Source organism: Pantoea wallisii, from assembly GCF_002095485.1.
GTDB lineage: Bacteria > Pseudomonadota > Gammaproteobacteria > Enterobacterales > Enterobacteriaceae > Pantoea > Pantoea wallisii.
On record NZ_MLFS01000029.1, the window covers coordinates 19243 to 42504 of the forward strand.

Annotated in this window: 15 protein-coding genes, 1 tRNA gene and 5 pseudogenes; 8 read left to right on the top strand and 13 right to left on the bottom strand. The window is 48.2% G+C overall.

Translation table 11 applies throughout. The features are described 5' to 3' along the window. Positions 1 to 19 precede the first annotated feature (19 nt). The 5 genes from HA48_RS11785 to HA48_RS11805 form a co-directional block, all read right to left on the bottom strand. Positions 20 to 697 (bottom strand): MarC family NAAT transporter, encoded by a 678-nt coding sequence (locus HA48_RS11785; protein WP_128601485.1) that lies wholly within the window; start codon positions 695 to 697, stop codon positions 20 to 22. 81 nt (positions 698 to 778) lie between these two features. Next, a complete protein-coding gene (locus HA48_RS11790) occupies positions 779 to 1414 on the bottom strand; it encodes a hypothetical protein (RefSeq protein WP_128601486.1) in 636 nt (211 codons plus the stop codon). A gap of 95 nt (positions 1415 to 1509) precedes the next feature. After that, positions 1510 to 1989 (bottom strand): carboxymuconolactone decarboxylase family protein, encoded by a 480-nt coding sequence (locus tag HA48_RS11795; protein ID WP_128601487.1) that lies wholly within the window; start codon positions 1987 to 1989, stop codon positions 1510 to 1512. 14 nt (positions 1990 to 2003) lie between these two features. After that, on the bottom strand, positions 2004 to 2609 hold the full coding sequence (locus tag HA48_RS11800) for an FMN-dependent NADH-azoreductase (RefSeq protein ID WP_128601488.1): 606 nt from the start codon (positions 2607 to 2609) through the stop codon (positions 2004 to 2006). Positions 2610 to 2620: 11 nt separating this feature from the next. Next, positions 2621 to 3046 carry a GNAT family N-acetyltransferase gene (locus HA48_RS11805; RefSeq protein ID WP_128601489.1) on the bottom strand — a complete coding sequence of 142 codons (426 nt, stop codon included), beginning with the start codon at positions 3044 to 3046 and terminating at the stop codon, positions 2621 to 2623. Between the two features lie 107 nt (positions 3047 to 3153). Between HA48_RS11805 and pdxR the strand changes: the two are divergent. Further along, positions 3154 to 4528, top strand: a pseudogene (gene pdxR / locus HA48_RS22800) (MocR-like pyridoxine biosynthesis transcription factor PdxR). A 66-nt stretch (positions 4529 to 4594) separates the two neighbouring features. Here pdxR and HA48_RS11815 read toward each other — a convergent pair. Next, the gene (locus tag HA48_RS11815; RefSeq protein ID WP_128601490.1) at positions 4595 to 5107 is read right to left on the bottom strand and encodes a YjjA family protein; all 513 of its coding nucleotides are present in this window, start codon (positions 5105 to 5107) and stop codon (positions 4595 to 4597) included. 239 nt (positions 5108 to 5346) lie between these two features. Here HA48_RS11815 and HA48_RS11820 point away from each other — a divergent pair. Together HA48_RS11820 and HA48_RS11825 are read left to right on the top strand one after the other, a co-directional pair. Continuing rightward, positions 5347 to 5431: transfer RNA gene (locus tag HA48_RS11820), tRNA-Leu, on the top strand. A gap of 198 nt (positions 5432 to 5629) precedes the next feature. After that, the gene (locus HA48_RS11825) at positions 5630 to 6892 is read left to right on the top strand and encodes a tyrosine-type recombinase/integrase (RefSeq protein WP_128601491.1); all 1263 of its coding nucleotides are present in this window, start codon (positions 5630 to 5632) and stop codon (positions 6890 to 6892) included. A gap of 180 nt (positions 6893 to 7072) precedes the next feature. On the opposite strand, the gene HA48_RS22495 is transcribed toward HA48_RS11825, so the two are convergent. From HA48_RS22495 to HA48_RS11855, 6 genes are all read right to left on the bottom strand, one after another. Continuing rightward, positions 7073 to 7579, bottom strand: coding sequence for a hypothetical protein (locus HA48_RS22495; RefSeq protein WP_244182832.1), 507 nt, complete (start codon positions 7577 to 7579; stop codon positions 7073 to 7075). Positions 7580 to 7663: 84 nt separating this feature from the next. Continuing rightward, complete coding sequence (locus HA48_RS11835) at positions 7664 to 10534, bottom strand: DEAD/DEAH box helicase (RefSeq protein WP_128601492.1); 2871 nt, start codon at positions 10532 to 10534, stop codon at positions 7664 to 7666. Next, a complete protein-coding gene (locus HA48_RS11840; protein WP_128601493.1) occupies positions 10531 to 12144 on the bottom strand; it encodes a site-specific DNA-methyltransferase in 1614 nt (537 codons plus the stop codon). Before HA48_RS11840 ends, HA48_RS11835 begins: the two co-directional genes overlap by 4 nt. Before the next feature lie 107 nt (positions 12145 to 12251). Further along, positions 12252 to 14540, bottom strand: a complete 2289-nt coding sequence (locus tag HA48_RS11845; protein ID WP_244182833.1) for a S8 family peptidase — start codon at positions 14538 to 14540, stop codon at positions 12252 to 12254. Between the two features lie 9 nt (positions 14541 to 14549). Next, positions 14550 to 15530 (bottom strand): AAA family ATPase, encoded by a 981-nt coding sequence (locus HA48_RS11850; RefSeq protein WP_114272194.1) that lies wholly within the window; start codon positions 15528 to 15530, stop codon positions 14550 to 14552. A gap of 25 nt (positions 15531 to 15555) precedes the next feature. Then, entirely contained in the window at positions 15556 to 18405 is a 2850-nt protein-coding gene (locus HA48_RS11855) for an SNF2-related protein (protein WP_128601494.1), read from the bottom strand. 748 nt (positions 18406 to 19153) lie between these two features. Between HA48_RS11855 and HA48_RS11865 the strand changes: the two are divergent. The 5 genes and pseudogenes from HA48_RS11865 to HA48_RS11880 form a co-directional block, all read left to right on the top strand. Next, a pseudogene (locus HA48_RS11865) lies at positions 19154 to 19702 on the top strand (WYL domain-containing transcriptional factor); the annotation flags it as partial. Next, positions 19691 to 20286 (top strand): annotated as a pseudogene (locus HA48_RS11870) (DUF4942 domain-containing protein); the annotation flags it as partial. The pseudogenes HA48_RS11865 and HA48_RS11870, both read left to right, overlap by 12 nt. Before the next feature lie 76 nt (positions 20287 to 20362). Then, positions 20363 to 21369: pseudogene (locus HA48_RS11875) on the top strand (restriction endonuclease). 270 nt (positions 21370 to 21639) lie between these two features. Continuing rightward, positions 21640 to 21837: pseudogene (locus tag HA48_RS22945) on the top strand (STM2901 family protein); the annotation flags it as partial. Next, positions 21831 to 22178, top strand: a complete 348-nt coding sequence (locus HA48_RS11880; protein WP_128601495.1) for a DUF1493 family protein — start codon at positions 21831 to 21833, stop codon at positions 22176 to 22178. The pseudogene HA48_RS22945 and the gene HA48_RS11880, both read left to right, overlap by 7 nt. 428 nt (positions 22179 to 22606) lie before the next feature. Here the strand turns inward: HA48_RS11880 and HA48_RS11890 are convergent, their stop codons facing one another. Further along, positions 22607 to 22903 (bottom strand): colicin immunity domain-containing protein, encoded by a 297-nt coding sequence (locus HA48_RS11890; protein WP_128601496.1) that lies wholly within the window; start codon positions 22901 to 22903, stop codon positions 22607 to 22609. Positions 22904 to 23262 lie beyond the last annotated feature (359 nt).

The window sequence follows — 23262 nt, forward strand, 5'->3', positions numbered from 1 at the left end:
CGACCTGGATTCATCTGTATCAATGGAAGGTATGCACCACTTCCAGCACACCGTTAATCACAAACTGCACGCCCATACACACCAGCAAAAAGCCCATCAGCCGCGAAATCGCCTCAATACCGCCTTTGCCCACCAGCTTCATGATCGCGCCTGAACTGCGCAGCGAAATCCACAGAATCACCGCCACGGCGAGAAACGTCAGCACCGGCGCCACGGCCACCACCCAGGAGGGAAAATCCACGCCCGCTTTTACCGTCGAAGCAGAGCTAATGATCATCGCAATCGTACCCGGCCCGGCAGTGCTCGGCATCGCCAGCGGGACAAACGCGATATTCACCGTATCACGCGGATTATCATTGGCGTCGAGCTCATCAAGCTTGTGTTTGGCCTCCACCGAGTGCCCGACAGGTTTCGCCGGAAACAACATGCGAAAACCGATAAAGGCCACAATCAATCCGCCCGCCATACGCAGGCCGGGGATAGAGATACCAAAGGTGTGCAGCACTGCGTTACCCGCGTACCACGCCACCATCATAATCAGAAAGACATAGATTGAAGCCTGCAGCGCCTGGCGATTGCGTTCGCGGAAGTTCATGTCGCCCGCGAGGCCGAGAAACAGCGCCACGGTGGTCAGCGGGTTCGCCAGCGGCAGTATAACCACCAGGCCCAGTCCGATGGCTTTGAAGAGTTCCAGCATGATTATCGTCCCGATAAAACAGAGGTAAAAATACGTCCGTGGATGGGCCGCCCGTCAGGCGACCTGACAACAGGAGATGCACTAATGCTTCGGTGTATCCAGCGCTTCCAGCATCTCCGGGAAAAAGTCCTCCAGCAGTTCGGGCGTCATCAGTTCGGGGTAGTTGATCAGGTGTTCGCGGATGCGCTCATTCATCTCCGGCAGTAAGCGCTGGGCCGCATCGCTGGCGCTGAGCTTTTTCTGCTTCATTAACCGCAGCACATCATCCGGCAGGTTATCCTCATCGTCCACCTCCTCGACGCCCTCCAGATCGTCAAGCTCATCCAGCATATCCATCAGCGCTTCAATCTGCGGCGTACGTGATTGATACTCCGGCGGCTTCTCATCTTCCAGATAGCGCAGCAGGGCGCGCACGGGTGAGCCATCCGGCGTGGAGGGCGGCTCACTGGCGAACCAGCTCAGGAGCGCATGCTGACTCACCTGATGCACGTGATAACCGTTATCCACCAGCTCATCGGCCAGGACATCGGCGGTATCGTGCTCAATCAGGCAAATGTGGGTGCGATTAGGTGTGAACTGCTCCAGCCACTGATAGATCTCTTCAATCACGCTATCGGTATAGTGGAAATTGTGGCTGAGATAGCTGCCATCCTGCTGGTGAACGCTGATGCGAATCAGGTCGGGATCGAAGTAAATCGCAATGTTGATGCCTTTCATACGCGCTATCCTGTGTGGTGCAAAAACTCACTATAGCCTCAGGCAGCGCAGATGAACATGGGGCCGCCAGCAGCTTGCGCTACTGGCAGTAAAAATTAACGCAGATCGGCACGATCCAGACCGTAAGCACTGTCCAGTGCGCCCGGTGTCATCTGTGACAAAATCTGCAGGCGGTTCCAGGCGTTGATCACGGCAATGGTGAAGGTCAGCTCTGAGATCTCCACCTCGGAGAAGTGCTCACGCAGCTCGCTATACAGCGCTTCACTCACGCCGTGATCGCCGATGCGCGTCAGGGCTTCAGTCAACGCCAGTGCAACTTTCTCTTTGGCACTGAACAGCGGCGATTCGCGCCAGATTGCCACATGGTGCAGACGCAGTTCGCGCTCGCCGTGCAGCTTCGCCTCTTTAACGTGCATATCAAGGCAGAACGCGCAGTGATTCAGCTGGGAAGCGCGGATATCCACCAGATGCTTAATTTTTACATCCAGCGAGGCTTTGCCTAACGCCACAGAAGCATCGCCCAGGGTTTTTGCCAGTGTCGGGATGGTTTTGAAATGGTTTACGCGGGTCGTCATGATGTGTTCCTCAGTTAAAATAAGCGGTCAATGGTTTGCAGTGCATGGGGTAACGCGGTGGCGCGGCTGGCAGGATCGTGCGTGCCATCCACGCGAATAAACTGCACATCGGTAATGCCGATGTACTCAAGCGCCACGCGGATATAGGGCGTGAACTGGTCATCCTGCACAAAGGGCCCGTGGGCAAACACGCTGCCGCTGGCGACGATGCAGTAGACTTTTTTGCCGCTGACCAGGCCAACTTTGGTGCCCGCCGGCGTGAAGGCGAACGTGCGCCCGGCGCGGGTGATGTGATCGAACCAGGCCTTCAGCACCGACGGCAACCCGAGGTTCCACATCGGCGATGAGATAACCAGGGTGTCGCAGGCAAACAGCTGATCCACCAGCTGTTCTGAGGTCTGAATCGCGGCGAGCTGCGCATCGTTACGCTCCTCCGGACGAGTAAAAAAGGCGCCAATGGTGAAGGCTTCCAGGTGCGGCAGCGGCTGCTGCGCCAGATCCAGCTTCGTTTCTTCAAGGTTGCGATGCTGTGCGCGCAGCTTCTCCACCAGATGTGCAGACGCCATGCGTGATGCCGAGCCAGCCAAATCCGGGCTGACGGTAATGTGCAGCAGTTTCATCTGTTTCTTCCTCAGGCGAGATCGCGGTAAAAGTGCAGGCCAAGCGCGAGGTAACCTGCGCGCTGATAAAAGGTCTGGGCCTGGGTATTGCCGATAGCGGTGTCGAGCACCATATGGGCGCAGCCATATTCGCGGGCTATTACGGCTAATCCATCCAGCAGCGCCGCGCCGATGCCCTGACTGCGGGCTTCGTGTGCTGTCACCAGGTCATCGATGTAGCAGAAGCGGCCATGAATAAAGTTCTCCAGCAGGCGATAGCCCGCCAGCGCAATCGGTTTGCCATCCTGTTCCATGCCTGCCAGACGATAACCCTGCGCCTGCTGGCGCTGTGCCTGGGCAATAAACTGTGACTCACTGACCAGCTTGCCGCGCAGCACACGCATCAGCGCATAACAGCGGGCGAGTTCAGCGGGGGTAGCGTAATGTTCAATCTTCATAGCGGCTCAGCGTAGAGTGCGTGGTTGATGGCGCTATTTTAGATTGCTATGTCGAAGTGAAAAGGGTCAAAATCCGTGATAACAGGTAGGACATGGCAGGAGAGATCATGGGATATAAAGAGATATACGCCCGCTATCGCCAGCAGATTCTCGCCGGGCAGTTAAAGCCGGGCGACCGCGTACCGGCAATCCGCGTGCTGGCCGGGGAGCTACAGGTGGCGCGCAAAACGGTGGAGACCGCCTATGAGATCCTGATTGGGGAGGGGTACTTTGTCAGTCAGGGGGCGAAAGGGACGCGCGTTAACCCGGCGCTGAAACTGGCACCTGGTCTCAACACCCAAACAGTTGCACCGGCGCACTTGCCTGATCGTCCGGTTATCGAAAGCAGAGGTGAGCTGCGTCTTGGCATCCCCTCTCTGGATGAGTTTCCGCTTAAAAAGTGGCTGCTGATCTCGGGCAAAGCCGCGCGCAGCCTGCGCCCGGAGGAGATGATCATTCCGCCGGTGATGGGCTACCCGCCGCTGCGCGAGGCGATCGCCAGCTACCTCAACATTTCGCGCGGGCTGAACTGCAGCCGGCGCAGATCTTCATTACCAGCGGCTATCGCGCCAACCTGCGGCTGATTCTGTCCGTGCTGGCCCAGCCGAACGATAAAGTGCTGTTTGAAGATCCCGGCTACTTCTTCGGGCAGCAGCTGCTCAAGCGTGTGGCGCCCAACCTGCACTATGTGCCGGTGGATCGGCAGGGCGTGGACGTGGACTACCTGCAGCGCTATCACGGCGATGCGCGCTTCGCCATCGTGACGCCAACGCACCAGAGCCCGCTGGCCGTAACGCTTTCGCTACCGCGCAAACATCAGTTACTGGCCTGGGCGCAGCACAACAACAGCTGGATTATTGAGGATGATTACGACGGTGAGTTTCACTACACGCGCAAAGTGATTCCGGCGCTGAAAAGCTGGATGTGCATGATCGGGTGATCTACACCGGCACCTTCAGCAAAACCATGATGCCGGCAATGCGCATTGGTTATCTGGTGATGCCGCAGGAGACGATGGCGCGCTTCAGCGAACTGGGCGAGATCCTTGAAACCGGCCTGCCGCTGTTGCCGCAGAAGATCCTGGCGCAGTTTCTCAACGAAGGGCACTTCTATCGTCACATCAAAAAGATGCGCACGCTTTATCAGCAGCGCCGCCGCATGATGCTGGAGGCGATTGAGGCGGTTTTCCCCGGCCTGTTTGAATTTGAGCTGACCGACGGCGGTATGCACATTGTGGCGTTCCTGCAGCGCGGCACCCAGGATAGCGCGCTGGCTGCGCTGTGGGCGCAGCATCAGCTTTATGTGCGACCGCTCTCCGGCTGGTATGCACAGACGCAAAAGCGTTACGGGCTGGTGATTGGCTACACTAATATTCGCTCGTCTGCGCAGGCGCTGGAGATTTTACAGCGGGTGGCAACAGAGACGCGGGCGCTGATGCAGTGATAAGGGGATTTTATGCAAGTAAGGCGCGAGGAAGTGCCCGCGCCTGCGGCCTGACGTACTGCGCAATTACATGCCGATATACTTCTTGCCCTGCTTAAGTACCACATCACAGGCTTTGGTTTTCAGCTTCTCACCCATTGGCGAGTTGCTCAGGCTCTGCAGATTCAGCTGCTGCCCGTTACCGGTATTCAGTAACCCGGCGATACCCTGTTGGTAGTCGGTTTTCTGCTCCTGCGCCGTCGTGCTGTTCAGGCCGAGCTTGTTCAGCACCTGATCTTTGACCGACTTCACGTTGTTATCCACCACGTTATGCTGCACGCAGTACTGCATCACGCCGGCGGCATTGGTCATGCTGTTGGCGCTAACCGCTTTATCGCCACCGTTCAGCAGGCCGGTGAGCGACGACAGCGACAGCCCACCGTTCTGCGTATTGCCCGCAGCGGTATTGCTGCTGTTTTGCTGCGACAGCTGCGATGCCGCGCTTTTGAGCTGATCCTGCCAGCTCGCCGCCGAGGCGCTCCCCGCAACCAGTGCCGCCGCGATGCCACATCCCCAAATCATTCGTTGTGTGTTATTCATTTCAACCTCATTGTGCTTATCGGTCTGACTGCGTCAGTTGTGGTTAAGAGGCATTTGGCTTAAGAAAGTTCCGGAGGCGCGTAAGGGAAGGGCGAGATTGGGAGTGTTCTGGTCATCCGGCGTGGCAGGAAAACGGCAGCGCTGCTTTTTTCGACGCTTAGCGCACATCCCCATCGATTCCGGTTGCGCCCCTTGCCCGTAAAGGTATAATCGCCAACGTTTTCCGCATCCTCTTCAGTGCCGAAGTGGCGAAATCGGTAGACGCAGTTGATTCAAAATCAACCGTAGAGATACGTGCCGGTTCGAGTCCGGCCTTCGGCACCATCGGAACATCAATAGACGTCAACGGACGTCTTTTTTTGTGTCTGAAATCCAGTATCCGCAAGGCTTTCCTCGCTTTTTCACTCTACCTAAGTCAACCTGATTCAATCTACATCAACTTACTGATGCGGGTACAACTGCGGGTATATCCCGGTTCGATAATGTTTGTACCCACACAGAACCCTTGAAAGGATACTCATCATGGCTCTGAGTGATGTGAAGGTTCGTTCGGCAAAGCCTGAAGCAAAAGCCTATAAGCTGACTGACGGCGAAGGCATGGTGTTGCTGGTTCACCCTAACGGTTCTAAATATTGGCGGCTGCGTTATCGCTTCGGCGGTAAAGAAAAGATGCTGGCGCTGGGGAAATACCCTGAAGTTTCGCTGGCGGAAGCCAGGGCACGGCGGGATGAAGCCCGTAAGCTGTTAGCTAATGGTGTCGATCCCACTGAGAACAAGAAAGCAGTTAAAGTAGAGCAGGAACAAGAGGCGATAACGTTTGAAGTGGTTGCCAGAGACTGGCATGCCAGTAATCAGAAGTGGTCTGCATCGCATAGTGCTCGTGTATTGAAAAGCCTGGAGGATAATCTCTTTGCTGCCATTGGTAAGCGGAACATTGCAGAACTGAAAACGCGAGACCTACTTGTACCCATCAAAGCAGTCGAGTCATCCGGGCGTCTTGAAGTCGCAGCCCGTTTACAGCAGCGTACTACCGCGATTATGCGCTTTGCCGTTCAGAGCGGCTTAATTGACTACAACCCCGCGCAAGAGATTGCCGGTGCGGTTGCTACGGCGAAAAGACAGCATCGTGCGGCACTGGAGCTTAACCGTATACCTGAATTACTTCATCGCATTGATCACTATTCCGGAAGACCATTAACCCGACTTGCTGTCGAACTTACCTTGTTAGTCTTTATCCGTTCAAGTGAACTGCGGTTTGCCCGCTGGTCAGAAGTCGATTTTGAAACGGCCATGTGGACGATTCCAGGTGAGCGTGAACCGCTGGAAGGAGTTAAGTATTCGCAGCGTGGTTCGAAGATGCGAACGCCCCATCTTGTTCCCTTATCGCGTCAGGCCTTAGCTATTCTGGAAAAGATCAAAAGCATGAATGGGAACCGAGAGCTGATCTTCGTTGGCGATCACGATCCGCGCAAACCCATGAGTGAGAATACGGTGAACAAGGCTTTGCGAGTGATGGGCTATGACACGAAAACAGAAGTGTGTGGGCATGGTTTCAGGACGATGGCGTGTAGTTCTTTGATTGAATCGGGATTGTGGTCGAGGGATGCAGTAGAGAGACAGATGAGCCACCAGGAGCGTAGCTCTGTACGTGCGGCTTACATCCACAAGGCTGAGCATCTGGGGGAGAGGAGGCTAATGTTGCAGTGGTGGGCTGATTTTCTGGATGCGAATCGGGAGAAGGGGGTTAGTCCGTTTGATTTTGGGAAAACCAATAATAAAACGTGATTATAATTCGAATTGTTGAATGGCGCTGATCATGGGCGGCGGCGTGAAGTGCCGCCTTAATTCTGCCAAAAATGGATCTATTGTAAGGAATAATGATCATTGTTGCCCTTTGTCGGACAATCTGCTCCCTTCAGCTCATTATGAATAAGCCACAGATTTAGTAGGGAGGAGGTGGGATAGTCATTCTGGCAGAACGAAATATAATAAACTCAAAAATACACCAATGCTAAAAATATGACGAAAAAGAGAATTTCTTACCAATTCATCCAGGCACGTTCCACTCCATGTGCCATTTCCCCAGCCTAATTGAAATAATGTAGACCATGAAATTAAAATAATACCTAAAGCGCTGGCACTATTTTTCCATGGTAGATGTGGTGTTATTTTTAATTCTCCCGTATAAAAGCCAATACCTGCTATTAAAATAATAATGCTAAAAATATAGATTGTTGTCTTGAGTAACAAAGTTCGTAATTCTTTTAGCCTCTGGGGATGAGAGTAGGTATGATTTTTTGGATCAAGACTGTAATTTCCTTGTTCGAGCTTCCGTTGATACTCTTCTTTCTCAAGCTCAAATGCCATTGAGTTTTCGGCTGCGGATAATACAAATCGGTTGGTGTTAGTGATTAAATACCACATGCCTTTATAAACATTCTGCTTTTTAGGGAACTCATTTCCTAGATTCATTTTTTATCTTTTTTTATGTTAAACCATCCTTAGGCGGCATTATACCGTCTAAGGATGGTTCTCGTCATTATTCCAAAATAGCGATTATACAGATAAACTATTAGTCATCATAAAATCAGCCATTAGTCCAGAAATTGACCGACTTAACTCAATTTCATCATGGGGGATAAGAGCATATTGCCACGATTTCCCATTAAGTTTTTCAGCATTTTGATTTGCAAATTCGCACCAACGGATAGCCGCTCGCGTTTTGGCCTGAACTTCTGGCGCGTCGATTTCTGTCGCTTTTTTCGGTTCAATCAGGCAATAGCCATTGTCCATTTCGACAACAAAATCAGGTTCATAGTTCTTGCCATTAGCATATTCGATGCGAAACTGACCTGGACGAGGTTTCATCCAACGAATCACTGAGGGATCATTCTCCAATATTTGGGCTAGGCGGAGCTCCCCATCTACAGAGTCAAATTTCTGATAAGGGTAACAGCATTTAGTAAAACCAGTGAAAATCATCTGGCGGACTTTATTTTTTTCTCCACCCGGAATAGCTACACGGAAGTCTCTTGGTTTTTCGTTTCCGGCAAAATTGAATGTTGCCGGATGTATCACGTCAAAGCCCTGAGTTATGCGCCCGGTATAGCCAGTTGGTGTTGTCCACATATTTTGTTTGATCTGCACCCATATAAATTCTGCCAACTGCCTACCTGCATTTTTCAGAACGGATTCTGCATCTTCCTCCGGCTGATAACTGCACAAATGGTTCACCATCTGTCCGGCCAGTTTGTAAAGCATGTCGGCATGTTCGTCGTAATCAATTTCATCATGGTCAAGCAGATAACGAATGAGATAGTTTTCTAGCCGTTCTTCCGCTTCTCCACCTTCCTGCCAACTGATTGTCCGCTGTTCGTTATTTTCCAGATGCGTGAGTAAGAGCTCTTTACTGCCGGGTTTGAGTGCAATGCGATCCAATCCGGAAAGGTTGAAATCATTAAACCCGTAATTGACTTCACGTTCTGGCAAAACCACGATTCGAGGAATATCGATAGTATATTCCATCAGTTTTTCGGTGATCGTCCCGACCAACTCCTGGACTTCCGTATCCTCCATTGAAAGGAAACTTGGCTGTTCAACTTGCTCTTCAATCATTTCCGTCAAATCGAGTTGATCCGAAGACGATGAGATTTGATGTTGAGTCACTTCCCATTCACGCAAGGCTTGTTGTACCCGTCGAGTTACGTTTGCTTTCACCTCTGGCGCGCTGAGTTGCTGACTGCTGGTTAACCGTTTAGCTTCTTCTGACACCACTTTAAACGTGAGTTCTGCGACTTTACGTTCTGTTTCCGTATTGAGTACCGGTTTTGATATGGAGTTTGTCTGATATATTGCTTGAGGTTCACAAGCCTGCAACCCATTATTATCAATGACTTGATTTCCCAACAGGAATTCAGCCATTGATGGTACGATAATTTGCTGGGGTTTTACTTCTGGAATACCGTTTTCATCATCATCCAGCCCGATATACAGAACTTTCTTGATAATCGAGTCATCGTTATTGGCACGATCGATAATCTCCTGAAAACGGTCATGGGCAATAATCGTCAGGCGATCGACGGCTTCGACGCCGGTTCTTTTGCCGTAGGGAAGGCGCAGTCCTCGGCCTATGGTCTGCTCAGTCAGGATTTCAGAGGCAGAAGCACGTAATGGAACGATAGTGTACAGATTTGTAACGTCCCATCCCTCTTTTAACTTGTTGACATGAATGACGATTTCGGTGTCTTTGTCATGCTCAACGGCCAAAAGTCGCTGCATAGTTTCTTCTGATTCTTCACCCGTTTGGTTCGAGTGAACGGTGATTACTTTGCCTTTGTAAGCGCCATTGAAAAAATCGTCGTGTTCAATGCGTACTTTTAGCCTGTCCGCATGATCGGTATCCTGCGCAACGACTAGCATAAAAGGTTTGACCAGTTTGTTACCGGTGTTGTTGGCAAAGCTGGTTAGTTCCGTTTTCACGTATTCATGATGGTGGATTCCGTCTTCCAGCTTAATTTTTTCCAACTGCTCTTCAGAGTAGTTGGCAGCACGGAAGTCTTTGCGCGTGGCAACCGCTGGAATTTTGACGTATCCGTCTTTTAGTGCACGCGAAAGGGGATAGTGATAAATAATATTTTTAAAATCACGTGGGTTTGCACCTACGGTTTTCGGGGTGGCGGTTAATTCAATACCTAATACTGGGTTAAGATCGTTAAGCGCTTGTGCACCCGCACTAGCATAGTAACGGTGGGCTTCATCCATCAAAACAACTAAATCGGGCAGGTTTGCAAGATAGCTAAAATAAGATTCTCCGACGTATTCCTGAATGCGTCGGATTTTAGCGACTTTGGATTTAGTTGCACCTTTGGCATTTTCCAGCGCGTTGATTTTGGAAATATTGAAGATATTAATGTGTGGAGCGGTTTCGCTGCCAAAAAGATCACCCGTTTTGCTTTCAGCAATCGCATAATCCAGACGAACGCCTCGCCCTTCCTGATAGTCATCACCAGTAATTAGTACCGGCGGTGTTTGTGCTAGTTCAGGAATGCCCTGAAAAACATACTTTGGCGAGCCAGGTAAAAAGTCCATCTTGAGTTTCTCATAGATGGTCAGGTTTGGAGCTAGCACGAAAAAATGGCGGCTGCGTCCGGTTAAGTATAACCAAGCAATCATCGCTCCCATTAAGCGTGTTTTACCCACACCCGTAGCTAGTGCAAAGCATAGTGAAGGGAAGGCACGTTCAAATCCTTTCACTGTGGGATACTGCTGACGCAGCAATTCAATCCAGCGATCAAGATCGGGATCTTTGCTGAGACCGAGCTGTTCGAGCACGTCACATAAGATGCGCAATGATTCATCCTGCGGATCGCGCAGTGACAGTCGTGCACTAATCCGATTGGCAATTTTTATGGCGTTGCTTTGGCTCATAATTGTTCTTCGCCTTCAGTATCTTCGTCGTAGTCAATATCGTCAGGTTGTTCTGAATCAGAGAGTACATTTAGCGTAAAGCTATAGTCGTCCTGATCCCATTCGCATTTACTTAGAATGGCACGAGGAATTTTTACCAATGTCAGGTTAGGAAATTCTGCACCTTCGGTCATAAAGGCTTTGCAGCAGATCAACAATGTGCGTTCAGTTCCAACCTCTTCACTTATAACTTTGAGTTGTTCATAAGCCAAAGAACCGGTAGTGACGTAGATGTAATCAGTCTCGGTACTGTAGCCATGATTCCAGTATTGAGTCTGACTTGGTGCATACGTGAAATTCATATGCTTACACATGGCTTCTGTCAGCATTTCAGCGTTATATTCTTTGTTGATTACCCAATTGCCCCAATGATCCTTTTTCAGTAGCGAGGGAGCCAGACGCAAATAGTGGAAACCGCCTCCACCCTGCCAGTTTACAGTCTTGGAAATTCCCCCATTATCCTTTCCATCAATCACCTTCTTTAAACGAGGGGCAATATGTGTATGACAGTGTTCACCTAATTCCACCATAATCCAACGACGGTTCATTTTGTGAGCTACTGCACCAGTTGTTCCAGTTCCTGCAAATGAGTCAAGAATAAAATCTCCCTCATTACTTGCAATTGTAATTATTTTCTGCAAAAGCTTCTCTGGTTTTGGTGTAATGAATACTCCTCCATCATCGGAAAAAAGAGCCTTTATTTCATTTTTTGCTTCTGCATTTTGACCGGCATCTTCATGTCCCCAAATTGTACCAGGCACAATCCCTTGTTTGACTTCTGTCAAAAAAGTTTTCTTTCTAGGAGTATTCTTACCATCTTTCCCCCACCAGATTTTATTATCAGCATTTAGAGCATCGAAATTTTCTTTTGACACTGACCAGTATCTACCTGGTGGAGGCGTGAATGTATTGCCAGAAGGGCTAATTACTTCATATGTTCCTTTGCTGTAATAATTGCGAGCGTGCATGGCACTATCTATCCAAGAACCTCTTGGATCATTATCGGGGTTTTTAAAGTTGCTATTTTGTTTTTCAGTTCTAGGTAATTGATTCATAGTGAATTTATTTATGTCTTTTGAGTAGACAAGAATAAAGTCATGCATTGTTGAAAAATGTTTTGCTGTGTTTTTTAATGTGTAAATTTTTTCCCAGCAAATAGTCGTGATGAAATTCCCTCTTCCAAAAACCTCATCCATTAATACTTTCAAATATGCCATTTCATTATCGTCAATGGATATCCATATAGAACCAGACTCATGAAGTAATCGTTGAAGCGATTCTAAACGGTCTCTCATAAGTGATAACCAAAGAGAATGCTCTACTCCATCATCATAATGACCAAAAGCACTACCTGTATTATAAGGTGGGTCGATAAATATACATTTTATCTTCCCCGCATACTGCTGCTCCAGAGATTTCAACGCCAGCAGATTATCACCATGAATCAGTAGATTTTCACTATCCGCATCACCATAAGACAAATCTTTGTCTTCAAGCAGAATACGCGGCTCCAGACGAGGACGTTTATGTTTACCAATCCAGTTGAGTTCTAATTTTTGCTTCGTTGACATAATCTATTTTTATCCAATACGTGCTCGGGCGCGTTCCTGTTCACGGATCTGCGCCTGAATTTGTGTATAAAGCTGAGCCTGTTCGTTATCACGATCGGTCGCGGTTACTACCAGTGCGTAAGGTTCCTGCTCGCTGCTGAAGCTTCGCCCCAATCTCTGTCTTGACGGGTTACAACGATAAACCATTTTTCATCTGGGTTACGCTGGCGGAAAGTCCAAACCGACGATTGCACCGTACCGCGTTCCCGCTGTTGGGCTGATACAACACGGTTAGTTTGAGCATCATCGGAGCGGGTTTCCGTTTCGCTCTGCGTCTGGTGATTAAAACTAGCCTGCACTTCATCCAGCGAGCGGCCCTTAACCAGCCGGAAACCGATTCGCGTAGCGGTATAATCCAGCCGGGTAGTACGCACGGCGGGTGAGTATGCCAGCGTGATGCGGATTTCTCGGGTTGCCCGCTGCGATCGTAAAAAAGAAGCCGGGAAGGGCAGTTCAAAAAATTGATGCGCGTTGTTTTCTATTTGCTCTTCGCATCGCATTACCACTACATTTTCAGAAGAACGGTATAACGCATCTTCATCAATGATGCCGTAGCCCGTCACGTCACGCTCAATCTCCCGGTTTCTCGTTGCAGGGGTATTTTTATAGCTTTCTCTCATGGCCTCCGGGAAAGTTTGCGTCATTTCCTGAGAAACAGATGCATGATTGACCAGCATCGCCCGCAACATACTGGCAGACATTTCCGGGTATTCGTTTAACAGTCGACCCGCCAGATGTGTGATATACGGTGCAGCAAAGCTAGTGCCGCTGAGTTCTTTGAAGAGCGTATTACCCTGAAACTGGTGATGGCAGCTTAACACGCCCAGACCACGCATATGTGCCTGCCATTGCCCTTGCCGAACGCTGGAAGCAACATTGCCACCGTGTGCCACAACGTCAGGTTTAAACGCACCTTTTACCGATGGACCATGTCGGGTAAAAGGTGAAGGTTGGTTTTCTGTTGCTGGGCAGAGATGTTGAATATCGTCGGGCCTGCGTTGTGCATCCGACGTTGCGTTATGTCTGGCGACGCTGCCCACGGTCAATACGTTCAGCGCCGGAGCCGGATCGATGATAATACTGGCTTCATGTAACAGGTAATCAGGATACTCATCCCGCCAGCTATTTTGCGGCACCGGGGGAGCGTCGCTGCCTGAGAAATTTCCCGCAGAGACGACAAATAGCACATTGTATTGCCGCGCCAGCGTATCTAACAGATACGCCATTCCGCGAATATGTCTGCCGTCGTAGGGGGCATTAACATTTCCTAGTGACAGGTTAAAAATGCGGCAACCGAGATCGGTAAAATACGCGACAGCGGTTGTTAGTGTGCTTTCAATTGCTTCGGCATTGAATTCAGCCTGCTCGTTCAACACTTTCCCGTTATACAGCCATAACTGCGGTTGCCAGAAATTGCTTTCATTGCAGGCTTCAACGTCGCCATACAGCGCAATACTCGCTACAGCGGTGCCATGCCCCTCTTGATCAAACGCATCCTGATCGGGAATGAAGCTGGCGCTTTCGGCAATGGCGGCGCTTAACAGTGGATGATTGGTGTTGATGCCGCTATCGAGAATACAGACTCTGGACGCTTTTGCCGCAGGCGAAATCAGATGATCTGGAAGCGTATTGATATCCCGGTTAATCTGCTGATAACTAATGCCGCTGGACGGCGGCAAGTCAATTAACCTGACGTCCCTGTGTGCTAACAGGTACTCTGCTTGTGCGAGAGAGACATCTACCCGGTAAATCAACAGACTGTCCAGATTGACTTTATCTTGTCTGGAAATCCCCTGTTCCTGTAACCATTGCTCAAAACGGGTATACAGATCGATACGTCTGGGGTGGTGTGCTACTTCGACCGGCCAGAGCTCCACATCCAGTTTAAAGCGTTCCGTTACAGGAAAACCATAACGCCGAAGAGCCCAGCTTTTGCGATCTTCCGCCGACCAGCCCTCAATACCGTCAAGCGCCTCCAGGATCTGTTTGTAGGTTAGTTCTGTATTACCTAGACCGAGGGATGACAGATGTTCTGCAAATGTAGCCAGCCCTTGCTCGTCACTAAAGACTACGCAAACTTGTTTATTTTCCTGACTGACAAACTCTACGCCATGATGTATCAATGCCGAAAAATTCATCGTGCCGCTGTAGTTCAGTTTGAGTATATATCGACCATCATCGGCGCTGCCTGGTACCTGCGTCAGCATCGGGCGCAGAGTCTGGAGCTGGTTCAATAACATTTGCCCATGCTGACGTAAATCGCCTCTGCGAATACGAGGCATATTGACTCTGCGGGTCCGTCGGTCGTTCTGAAGAGGGGCTTTGAAAATATTTAGATGCTGATAATTCGCCGTCATGGCAGTCCCTTATCGGTGAGTTCTGGCGTTCTCTCGCTGCATCGCGTTTTTTAAATCTTTCAGCGTCAGGAATTCCTGATGACGCAGGATCATGTGTTTGGTGGCCCGGCGAACAATGCGTTCGATATCTGCACCACTTTTCCCATGAAGCAAGGATAACAATTCATTATCGTCGAGTTCAAACTGGCGGCGAATGCCGCGTAGCTTTAACGCCAGTAACTCGCGTAACTGTGCCTGATCAGGCAAAGGAAATTCAATCACCTCATCAAAACGACGCCAAATGGCGCTGTCCAGAATATGTTCATGGTTAGTGGCCGCCAGAATCAGACTTTTGCCCTGATAAGCATCCATCATTTGCAGTACAGCATTGACGACCCGGCGTAATTCGCCGTGTTCTCCGCTGTCGCCGCGTTCCTTACCTATTGCATCAAATTCATCGAACAAGACCACCAGCGAATGTTGGGCAATAAAATCAAAAATTTTACGCAGGTTGGCGGCTGTTTCACCCAGAAATGAGGATACCAGTACATCAAGGCGGACAATTGCCAGCGGCATGTCCAGCTCAAAGGCAATGACCTCTGCCGCTAGCGTCTTACCGCAGCCAGGTGGCCCGAAAAATATGATCTTACTGGCTGCTTTCATTCCATAGCTATGCAATACATCGCTACGCCGGTGCTCTTCAAGGAGCTCATCAATCACTGTAGCGCTGGTAGCTGGAAGGATCATTTCGTCGAGGCTGCGCTGCGGTTGCCGTAGGTCCAACAGTGGCAGCCCCCTTTCTTTGTCTACCGGTGCCGGAGGCAACGTAGGTGAACGCGAAGCCTGAACAATGTGATCGCCATAAAGAATATGCTCCAGATCGTTAGCCAGAAGATGGTGCTGTTTCTGACGTTCCTCATCAATAATGGCTTCTGAAACGCGACGGAACGTAACAGTGTCGCCCGTCGCGCCCGCTTTTATCAGCTGTCTTAATACTTTACCGTTAGCCATTATTGACTCCTGAAACAACAACACTTCATGCGAAAGGTGAATTCAATGTCCAGCTCACCGCAAATAATTGGCTGGACGTTATCTCTGTCGCCAGCTTTTGTTCAACCTCTTCCAGCAGGCGGTCTTCCTCCTGCTCAATTTTTTTCTTTTCATCATGATACTGCATCATGATGTTGTCCCGCTCGCGTTCTAGTGCCTTTAGCAAGCGTTTAGCTTCCATCTTCTCCTTCAGAGAAGGAAGTTGGCGGGCGGTTTTACGCGCTTCTTTAATTTCTGCATCTAGCTGTTTGATGCGTAGGTCCAGCGCGATGCGACGATCTTCTGACCAGCGTTCAAGTTTTTCTACTTCTTCATTGTAATAAAGTTCGTTATCACGTTCGACCTGCTGGATAAAAGAATTCCGTAAAACCTCACATTGTGCGGTTAAAGTGGGTAACAAAGGCTGTTCATCGATTGATGTTACCTCTGACAACGGCAAGCGAAGCAGACGGGATGCGGTTTCTTCCGCCACTACCTCACCATTTTCCGTTACGGCAGCGACAAGTAGCTGCTCTCGTTGTTGTTCTTGATTTCCGATACTGACTTTTGCTAGTAACAACTGCCCTGATTTTTGGCAAAGCAATTTTACATCGGCCAATTGCCCCGCCTTGGGTTGGTAGATGAAATTGAGTCTCTGACAAACCGGCAATGTGGAAAGGTCTTTTCCCTCATGTAGGGCTACATCAATCAGTTGCTTTCCGTATCCCTGATTAGGTCGGAAAAATTCTGCATCCTTTTCATCCGCAACAGGCCAGCTAACGTCATAATACTTTCCCGAGGAGCGAAAACCAGTTTCAGAGTGCTGGAAATCGCTATTGTCACTTAGAAACATTTCCGCTAGCAGCAGCAGATTTTCCTGATAATCGTTTAACTGTGCGAGGGTCGTTGTACGTCGAATTTTTAGGTTTCGGACGACATCTACATCGAAATGTTCGAATAAGGAACGCCGGGTTTCATTCTCCCGGTTTTCCAGCTGGTCTTTGAGTTCATCCTGGAGCTGATTAAACTCCTGTTCTATTTGCTCGTCGGAGCGGCAGTGCTGGTAAATCTCATGGATACGCCGTTCAATATCAACGCCCGATTCTATCGATCCCAGGATATCATCGGATGCACCAAACACGCCTTCAAAAAGCTGGAACTTCTGGCTCAATAGTTCAAACACACGCTGATCGGCCCGGTTGCCTTTATTAATAAAATTAACCACCACAACATCATGTTTTTGTCCGTAACGGTGAACACGTCCGATACGTTGCTCAACCCGCTGCGGGTTCCAAGGTAAGTCATAATTGATTAACAGAGAGCAGAACTGAAGGTTGATACCTTCTGCACCGGCCTCGGTACAAATCATCAGAGTACCTTCATCCCTAAATTTTTCGACCAGTGCCGCTTTCATATCCGCCGTGCGAGAGCCGGAAACTCGGCCAGAGTTCTGATGCTTCTCCAACCAGTCACTATAAATCTTTCTAGACGCCGCATCGCTGTTACTGCCGTTGAGCAATACAACTTCGCCTTCATACCCATTGTCTGAAAGCAGTTGCGCTAGCCAGGTTTGGGTGCGCACGGACTCGGTAAAAATGACCGCTTTACGCAATCCACCCAGTTCTACTGTAAATTCGAAAGCCCTACTAAGAACGCTTAACAATGCCTCCGCCTTGGCGTTTTTAGTTATAGATGCCGCTAAGGTTTTATAACTTTTTAACTGATCGATTTCTGCCTGTAGTGCCCGAGGATCGATCGTATCTTCATCCTCGATACCTTCTTCATCACTGTAATCATCATAGTTTTCATAATCAGTCAGGGCATCTAAAACTGGCATTTTATTTTCTAAACGGTGAATCATCGTCTCCAGCGTTCCCTGAATCGCCGTAGACGATGAGGCCAGAATTTTACGAATGACTAATGTCACCAGATGACGAGCACCGCTTTTGATTGCCAATAGATCGTCTTGCTGCAAATATGAGGAAACCTGTTTATAGAGAGCTTCTTCATCTTCCGTCGGGCGAAAATCTTCGGTTATTGAATGACGGCGGGTAAAACTGATCCCACCTTCCTGCTGAACCTGTCGGCGAAGCGTGCGGTTACAGATCTTATTCAGACGTACCCTTAGTAACGCCAATTCTGCATCGTCAATATTCTGCCGAGAATAACGGGCCTTAAACGAGGCCAAATCACCGAAGAAATGAGGGTCAATAACGGAAACCAGACCATAAAGCTCAAGGATGCTGTTTTGAAGCGGCGTAGCGGAAAGCAGAATTTTTTTCCTGCCAGATAATGCATTACTGATTTTTTTGGCTGTTTTAGCGCCATCGCTCTTGTAGATATTTCGCAGTTTATGGGCTTCATCCATGACGACCAGATCCCATGGAATACGAGCCAGTTCATGTTCTTTACGAGAAGCGAATTCGTATGAACAAATACATATCGCAGCCTCCCCAGTCGCGTTTTCAATGTCAAATGGATTACCACATCCCTCTTTGATCATTTGATTGAAGCTCTTTGCTTCGATAATGCGCGAAGGTAATGAAAATTTCTCTTCAAGTTCCTGACTCCACTGCTTACGCAGCGTTGCCGGAGCAATAAGTAATAATTTCCGGCGTCGTTCTGCCCACTTTTGCGCCAAAATCAGGCTGGCCTCAATGGTTTTCCCTAGTCCCACTTCATCTGCGAGGATAACGCCATTCGACAAAGGAGATGCCAGTGCGAACATTGCGGCTTCTACCTGATGGGGATTCATATCAACTCGCGCGCTGGCGATGGTCTGTGTAAGTGAATCCTCGGCTTTGCCGCTTAACGTTAACCAGTGCGCCAGATAACTACGCTGTTGATCTGAATACATTTCTTATCCTTAATGTCGGAGTGCGGAGAAGCGCTTATGCGTCAGCATTTTACGGTAGGGTACAAGGTATTGTCTTCACATACCGATACATTCTGCGGATTTCTGGCAGGAATTTGATTCGTTTGGTACCAAGTTGCAGCACAATTTCGATTTCTATTTATGACCAGCTTCTGGTTGATAAATGCGCCGGTGTAACTAATGCTGCTTTGCCAGAGAAGATAAGTATCAACGGTACGATAAGTCGATGGTGTACCGTGGTGAAGGCTCCGTAGGCGAAATTCAAACGATTTATACCAGTCTGGACCATCGGCAGCTGTAACAATGAGCTGTATTTGTTCAGGCCTTATCAGGCAGCAATCGGTTATTTATACGGGTAGCTGTCATTACTGCATTTCCTCATGCGTTTAGCCACTCAAGAGAAATCTCACCATGGATCATCTGCAGCAACGCAATCACTGCACGGATATATATTGGTTTATAACTATTTTCAGAACTAAATCATTTTCGTGAGCAGTAGATAATGTCTTTCTGACAATGCGTAACGCGACAGGTTGTGTCGTTTTTTTAATGATGCCTCCGCATTATAGTCAAATAATTATCCTGCATTTCATGGCGTTAGATGGCGGTAGTCATCCCAACCATTTTTTCAATCCACCTCCCTTTGGTACGACATAACGTGTCGAACCAGTACGTCATAATCTCCCATATCAATATCAGGTTATTTTGGGAGTTCAGGACTGTTCTCATCATGAAAGCACAACATGATCATTATGACCGTCTTTCTGTAAGGCTATCGGTCATTATCAGCCGGTTACTGGCTGGCCAATCCTTGGAGCTGAAAGCGCTGGCTAATGAGTTTGGTGTCTCAGAGCGCACTCTACAGCGGGATTTTCAGCAGCGTCTAATCCATCTGGATCTTGAACATTCCAATGGGTGCTACCGACTTATCCGGCGAACGGGTCGAGAGCATTTACCCAATACCTTTGCGTTTATCCTCAACTCTGGTATTTCGGGGATCATTCCGGCTCAGAACCGCAGACTAATCCGGCTGATTACCAGCAGCTCTGGTGGCTCTCCATGTCTTATCGGGCATGGAGGGCTGCCATCGCCAATCACGCAGACCACCTGTTTTCTGGAACTGGCCGAAGCTATCCGTGACTTCCGGGCTGTCACGCTATTAGTCAATGGTAAAAGTTACGAAGGAGTGGCTCCTCGCCGCCTGATCTTCCAGTCCAGAAACTGGTTTCTTGTGGCTACTCGAGCGAGAAAGCTACAGGTGTTTCGGATGGAAGACGTTATCCGCAATATTGACAGCTGTATCTGGCGCGATTTGATGCTGAAGTCCGGCATGATGGCTTGATGGATGCGCAGGCTCGAGACCAGTGGCACAAGAACCTGGAGGAGGGCGATCTTCCTGCTATCAGTGAGGCGAATATTCTCAGTACTTTTGAACAGTTACATCTGAACAAAATGGAAGTCTTTGAGCGCGGGATCATTAACGTCTTCAAAGGCCTGTCGTGGGATTACAAAACTAATAGTCCCTGCAGCTTTGGTAAGAAGATAATCATTAATAATTTGGTAACTCACAACCGCTGGGGCTTTAGCCTTAACTGGGGTTGGCGGAGGGATCAGTTGGCTGACTTGGAGCGAATGCTGTTTTTAATGAGTGGTAAATCAATACCTAACAACCGTAGCGATATAACTACTCGGTTGATGGCGCATATTCGAGATAACCCGGATAAGGATGTTTATGAAGATGAGTTCTTCCGTATTCGCTACTTTCAGAAGGGCACTGCGCACTTGACTTTCAAGCGGCTGGATTTGGTCGAGAGGATGAATGATATTATCGCTAAACACTACCCAGGAATGTTAGCGAAGTAGTTTTGGAGACTTTTGACGCCTACGGCGAACAAGCTTGTGATCCAGCTTAATTTCTTTTCCTTATGAAGGGACGGGTATGGGCAACAGAATGTGGATGATCCGCGGTGACGGCGGCAAGCTCTATGACGATTTTCGCGATAAGCAAATTGTAGGTATCGGTTGGTCTCAGCTGGCTCCATTAGTTAAACCCGGCCTGTCCCGAGCCCAGTTACTCGCCTTATATCAGGAGGCAGATCCCTTAACAAAGCTGGGAACAGCCCGTTCTGGTGCATCGCAGGTCTGGCGTTTTGTGAATGAGATCCAAAAGAGTGATTGGGTTATTACCTATTCGCCAGCCAACCGTACTTATTTGCTAGGCAAAGTTACTTCAGACTTCCAGTATCATCCTGAATGGGTGGAAGAGGGGATGGGTATCGCTCGGCAGGTTAAATGGAATACTCAAGAAATCGACCGCGATAGACTGTCTGTTGCTACCAAAAACACATTGGGTTCTACGCTGACGGTTTTCCAGCTTCCAGAATATGCGCTAGAAGAGCTTTTGCAGGATAAGAAACCCACTGCAGATGTAATTACTCAGAATCCAATTGCGATGGATGAAGATGAGGTTGTTTCTGATCGCTTCGCGATATGGAAATGCTGGCGTTTGAGGGTATCAAAGATCGTATCAACTCTCTTGACTGGGATGAGATGCAAAATCTTGTTGCCGGAGTTTTACGCAGTATGGGCTATAAAACGCAGGTCTCACCTGCGGGAGCCGATCGGGGTAAAGACATCATTGCTTCACCTGATGGGTTCGGTTTTGAAAATCCGCGTATCATCGTTGAAGTAAAGCACCGCAGGGAACAGATGGGAAGCCAACAGATACGCAGCTTTATCGGCGGTCGCCATAAAGACGATCGCGGGCTTTATGTTAGTACAGGGGGTTTTACGAAAGATGCTCGATATGAAGCCGACCGTTCGACAATACCACTGACGCTCTGGACACTTGATGATCTCGTCCGTGCGCTTATTGAGAACTACGAACAAGTTGATATCGAAACTAAACTTTTGGTGCCTCTGAAGAAAACGTTCCTGCCTGCCTGAGTCTTGCTTCTACAGCCATAACAGTGTTCTACTGGTATGGCTTTATACCCACTCGCAATGTCTGTTTTTTGTACGTATTTTAACTTGTGGGTACAAGTGAGGGTATAACTATTCATTCCTGATTATAAACTACATTGATATCAGTCTATTAGGTGTGAAATTCGAGTCCGGCCTTCGCACACAATGCAGCTAGCTCGCTCGAGGTTGGCTTTTCCTGTATCTGGAATTCAGTAACTTACTATCTTTCTCATTATATAAACTATTTCTGGTATCAACCGTTGGCCCACGCTGACCAATGAAAGTATTCGGCATCTACGTTTTAGCTATGTAACAAACCTGGGGGCGTTTGCCGGGCGTTGGATACCGATTTTAGGTATTGGCTTTGTGATGAATGATGTTGCGCAGATAGGATTCAACTCTTTAGTTACCTATAATCGCATTGCAAGAGAGGATGATCGGTTATGGTGAGTGATATCGAAAAAGCAGTAATTGAGTGGTATGAAAAAAACTACAATACCAAGCCGCTCTTTGCAAAAAGCAAACCAGCATTAACGCCAGAAACAAGCTTGAACGCCGGGAAGTATCCCTGGGCAAGAGAAACTGGGGATGAAATAATGAAAGACTACTTCCAACGTTTTGATGTCGACAGTAGCAACTTTAACTTCATTTCATATTGGCCTTATGAGAAAGGTCTTTTTCCTAATCTTCTTCGTACCAAAACACATAAGATCCCGGAATCAAAACCTAAATTGCTAACTATTCAAATGCTCATAGAGTCAGCGAAGGCTGGACGCTGGTTATATGACTAATTTATTAAACGGCGAGTCAAAGAGCTCGTCATCTTTATAAATTCATAATATTTTTCTCATAAAAAATCTGTGCTGAAATATTCATCAATAGACAGCGGCGATGCGGGTGAATACTGCCCGTACATTGAGTAACGCGAACTCTCTGCTTTCAAATCGGGCTCTGCACTTCTCCCTCCAGTTGAGGGAGTTTTAAGGTCGGTAACGTGCTCTGGATAGATTGTCGTTATAATCAGGTTCTACCATCCAGTGTTCATCAAACTAATGACTATCTTCGCGACATTGCCAAATCTGGAAATGCTTCGAGTTGCAAGCGTGCGATCCAGTATCATCCAGGTCCATTCTCTGTTTTCTTCTGCCATGACTTTCAGGACCTTGACCTCAGTATTAGTCAATGAATAAACCTTCGTTATCATTATCAATTATACTATTTAAGTAAGACGCTTGTCCCACGAGGCTTTGAGGCCCGATACTTCATTGAGTAATTCATCATCGTTTAAATCATCCTCATCAATTAACTCAGGATCTGAGCAGTAACAATCAATCACTGAGAAAACTGAGTCAAAAAACCTCTGAGTGAAGATATCAGCACTTTGTGCCTCCAATGAATCTCTGTAGATCCTCCATGCAACGGAGTATTTTTTTTCAAAATCCGGAGCTGCGATTTCACCTGATGTAAACGCGTCAATAATGTTCATAAGCGCTGATTCATTTTCATTAAAAGACATTGCTATTACCTATTAAGTCGGCTGATTGAGTGTCCGATAGCTTCCACCCAGAAATGAATTTTCCATCGGTTTTTTTATAAGTGATGAAGCATAATGTCTTTTTATTGCCACCTTTGCGTATCGATTTTAAACTGACCGATGCTGATTAAAACTTAAGATACCGCTTAGTTTTATAAAAGGAAAGTGTCAGTGGTCTCCGAGTTGAATCTTTCATTGCTGGGTTGAGTTACAAAAGCTCGTAATAAAAAATTAATCGGAGTGTTCTTTTTATAAGTGATTTTTATGCACTGTTAAAACAATACAAAACGCTGTGATGCAGCTCTCAGTTTAAATATCTTTAGCTTAAACATATAGACACC

Excerpts from the sequence above, each read along its gene's own strand:
- HA48_RS11785 (WP_128601485.1), bottom strand. The coding sequence starts at position 697 with ATGCTGGAACTCTTCAAAGCCATCGGACTGGGCCTGGTGGTTATACTG.
- HA48_RS11790 (WP_128601486.1), bottom strand. The coding sequence starts at position 1,414 with ATGAAAGGCATCAACATTGCGATTTACTTCGATCCCGACCTGATTCGC.
- HA48_RS11795 (WP_128601487.1), bottom strand. The coding sequence starts at position 1,989 with ATGACGACCCGCGTAAACCATTTCAAAACCATCCCGACACTGGCAAAA.
- HA48_RS11800 (WP_128601488.1), bottom strand. The coding sequence starts at position 2,609 with ATGAAACTGCTGCACATTACCGTCAGCCCGGATTTGGCTGGCTCGGCA.
- HA48_RS11805 (WP_128601489.1), bottom strand. The coding sequence starts at position 3,046 with ATGAAGATTGAACATTACGCTACCCCCGCTGAACTCGCCCGCTGTTAT.
- HA48_RS11815 (WP_128601490.1), bottom strand. The coding sequence starts at position 5,107 with ATGAATAACACACAACGAATGATTTGGGGATGTGGCATCGCGGCGGCA.
- HA48_RS11825 (WP_128601491.1), top strand. The coding sequence starts at position 5,630 with ATGGCTCTGAGTGATGTGAAGGTTCGTTCGGCAAAGCCTGAAGCAAAA.
- HA48_RS22495 (WP_244182832.1), bottom strand. The coding sequence starts at position 7,579 with ATGAATCTAGGAAATGAGTTCCCTAAAAAGCAGAATGTTTATAAAGGC.
- HA48_RS11835 (WP_128601492.1), bottom strand. The coding sequence starts at position 10,534 with ATGAGCCAAAGCAACGCCATAAAAATTGCCAATCGGATTAGTGCACGA.
- HA48_RS11840 (WP_128601493.1), bottom strand. The coding sequence starts at position 12,144 with ATGTCAACGAAGCAAAAATTAGAACTCAACTGGATTGGTAAACATAAA.
- HA48_RS11845 (WP_244182833.1), bottom strand. The coding sequence starts at position 14,540 with ATGACGGCGAATTATCAGCATCTAAATATTTTCAAAGCCCCTCTTCAG.
- HA48_RS11850 (WP_114272194.1), bottom strand. The coding sequence starts at position 15,530 with ATGGCTAACGGTAAAGTATTAAGACAGCTGATAAAAGCGGGCGCGACG.
- HA48_RS11855 (WP_128601494.1), bottom strand. The coding sequence starts at position 18,405 with ATGTATTCAGATCAACAGCGTAGTTATCTGGCGCACTGGTTAACGTTA.
- HA48_RS11880 (WP_128601495.1), top strand. The coding sequence starts at position 21,831 with ATGGTGAGTGATATCGAAAAAGCAGTAATTGAGTGGTATGAAAAAAAC.
- HA48_RS11890 (WP_128601496.1), bottom strand. The coding sequence starts at position 22,903 with ATGTCTTTTAATGAAAATGAATCAGCGCTTATGAACATTATTGACGCG.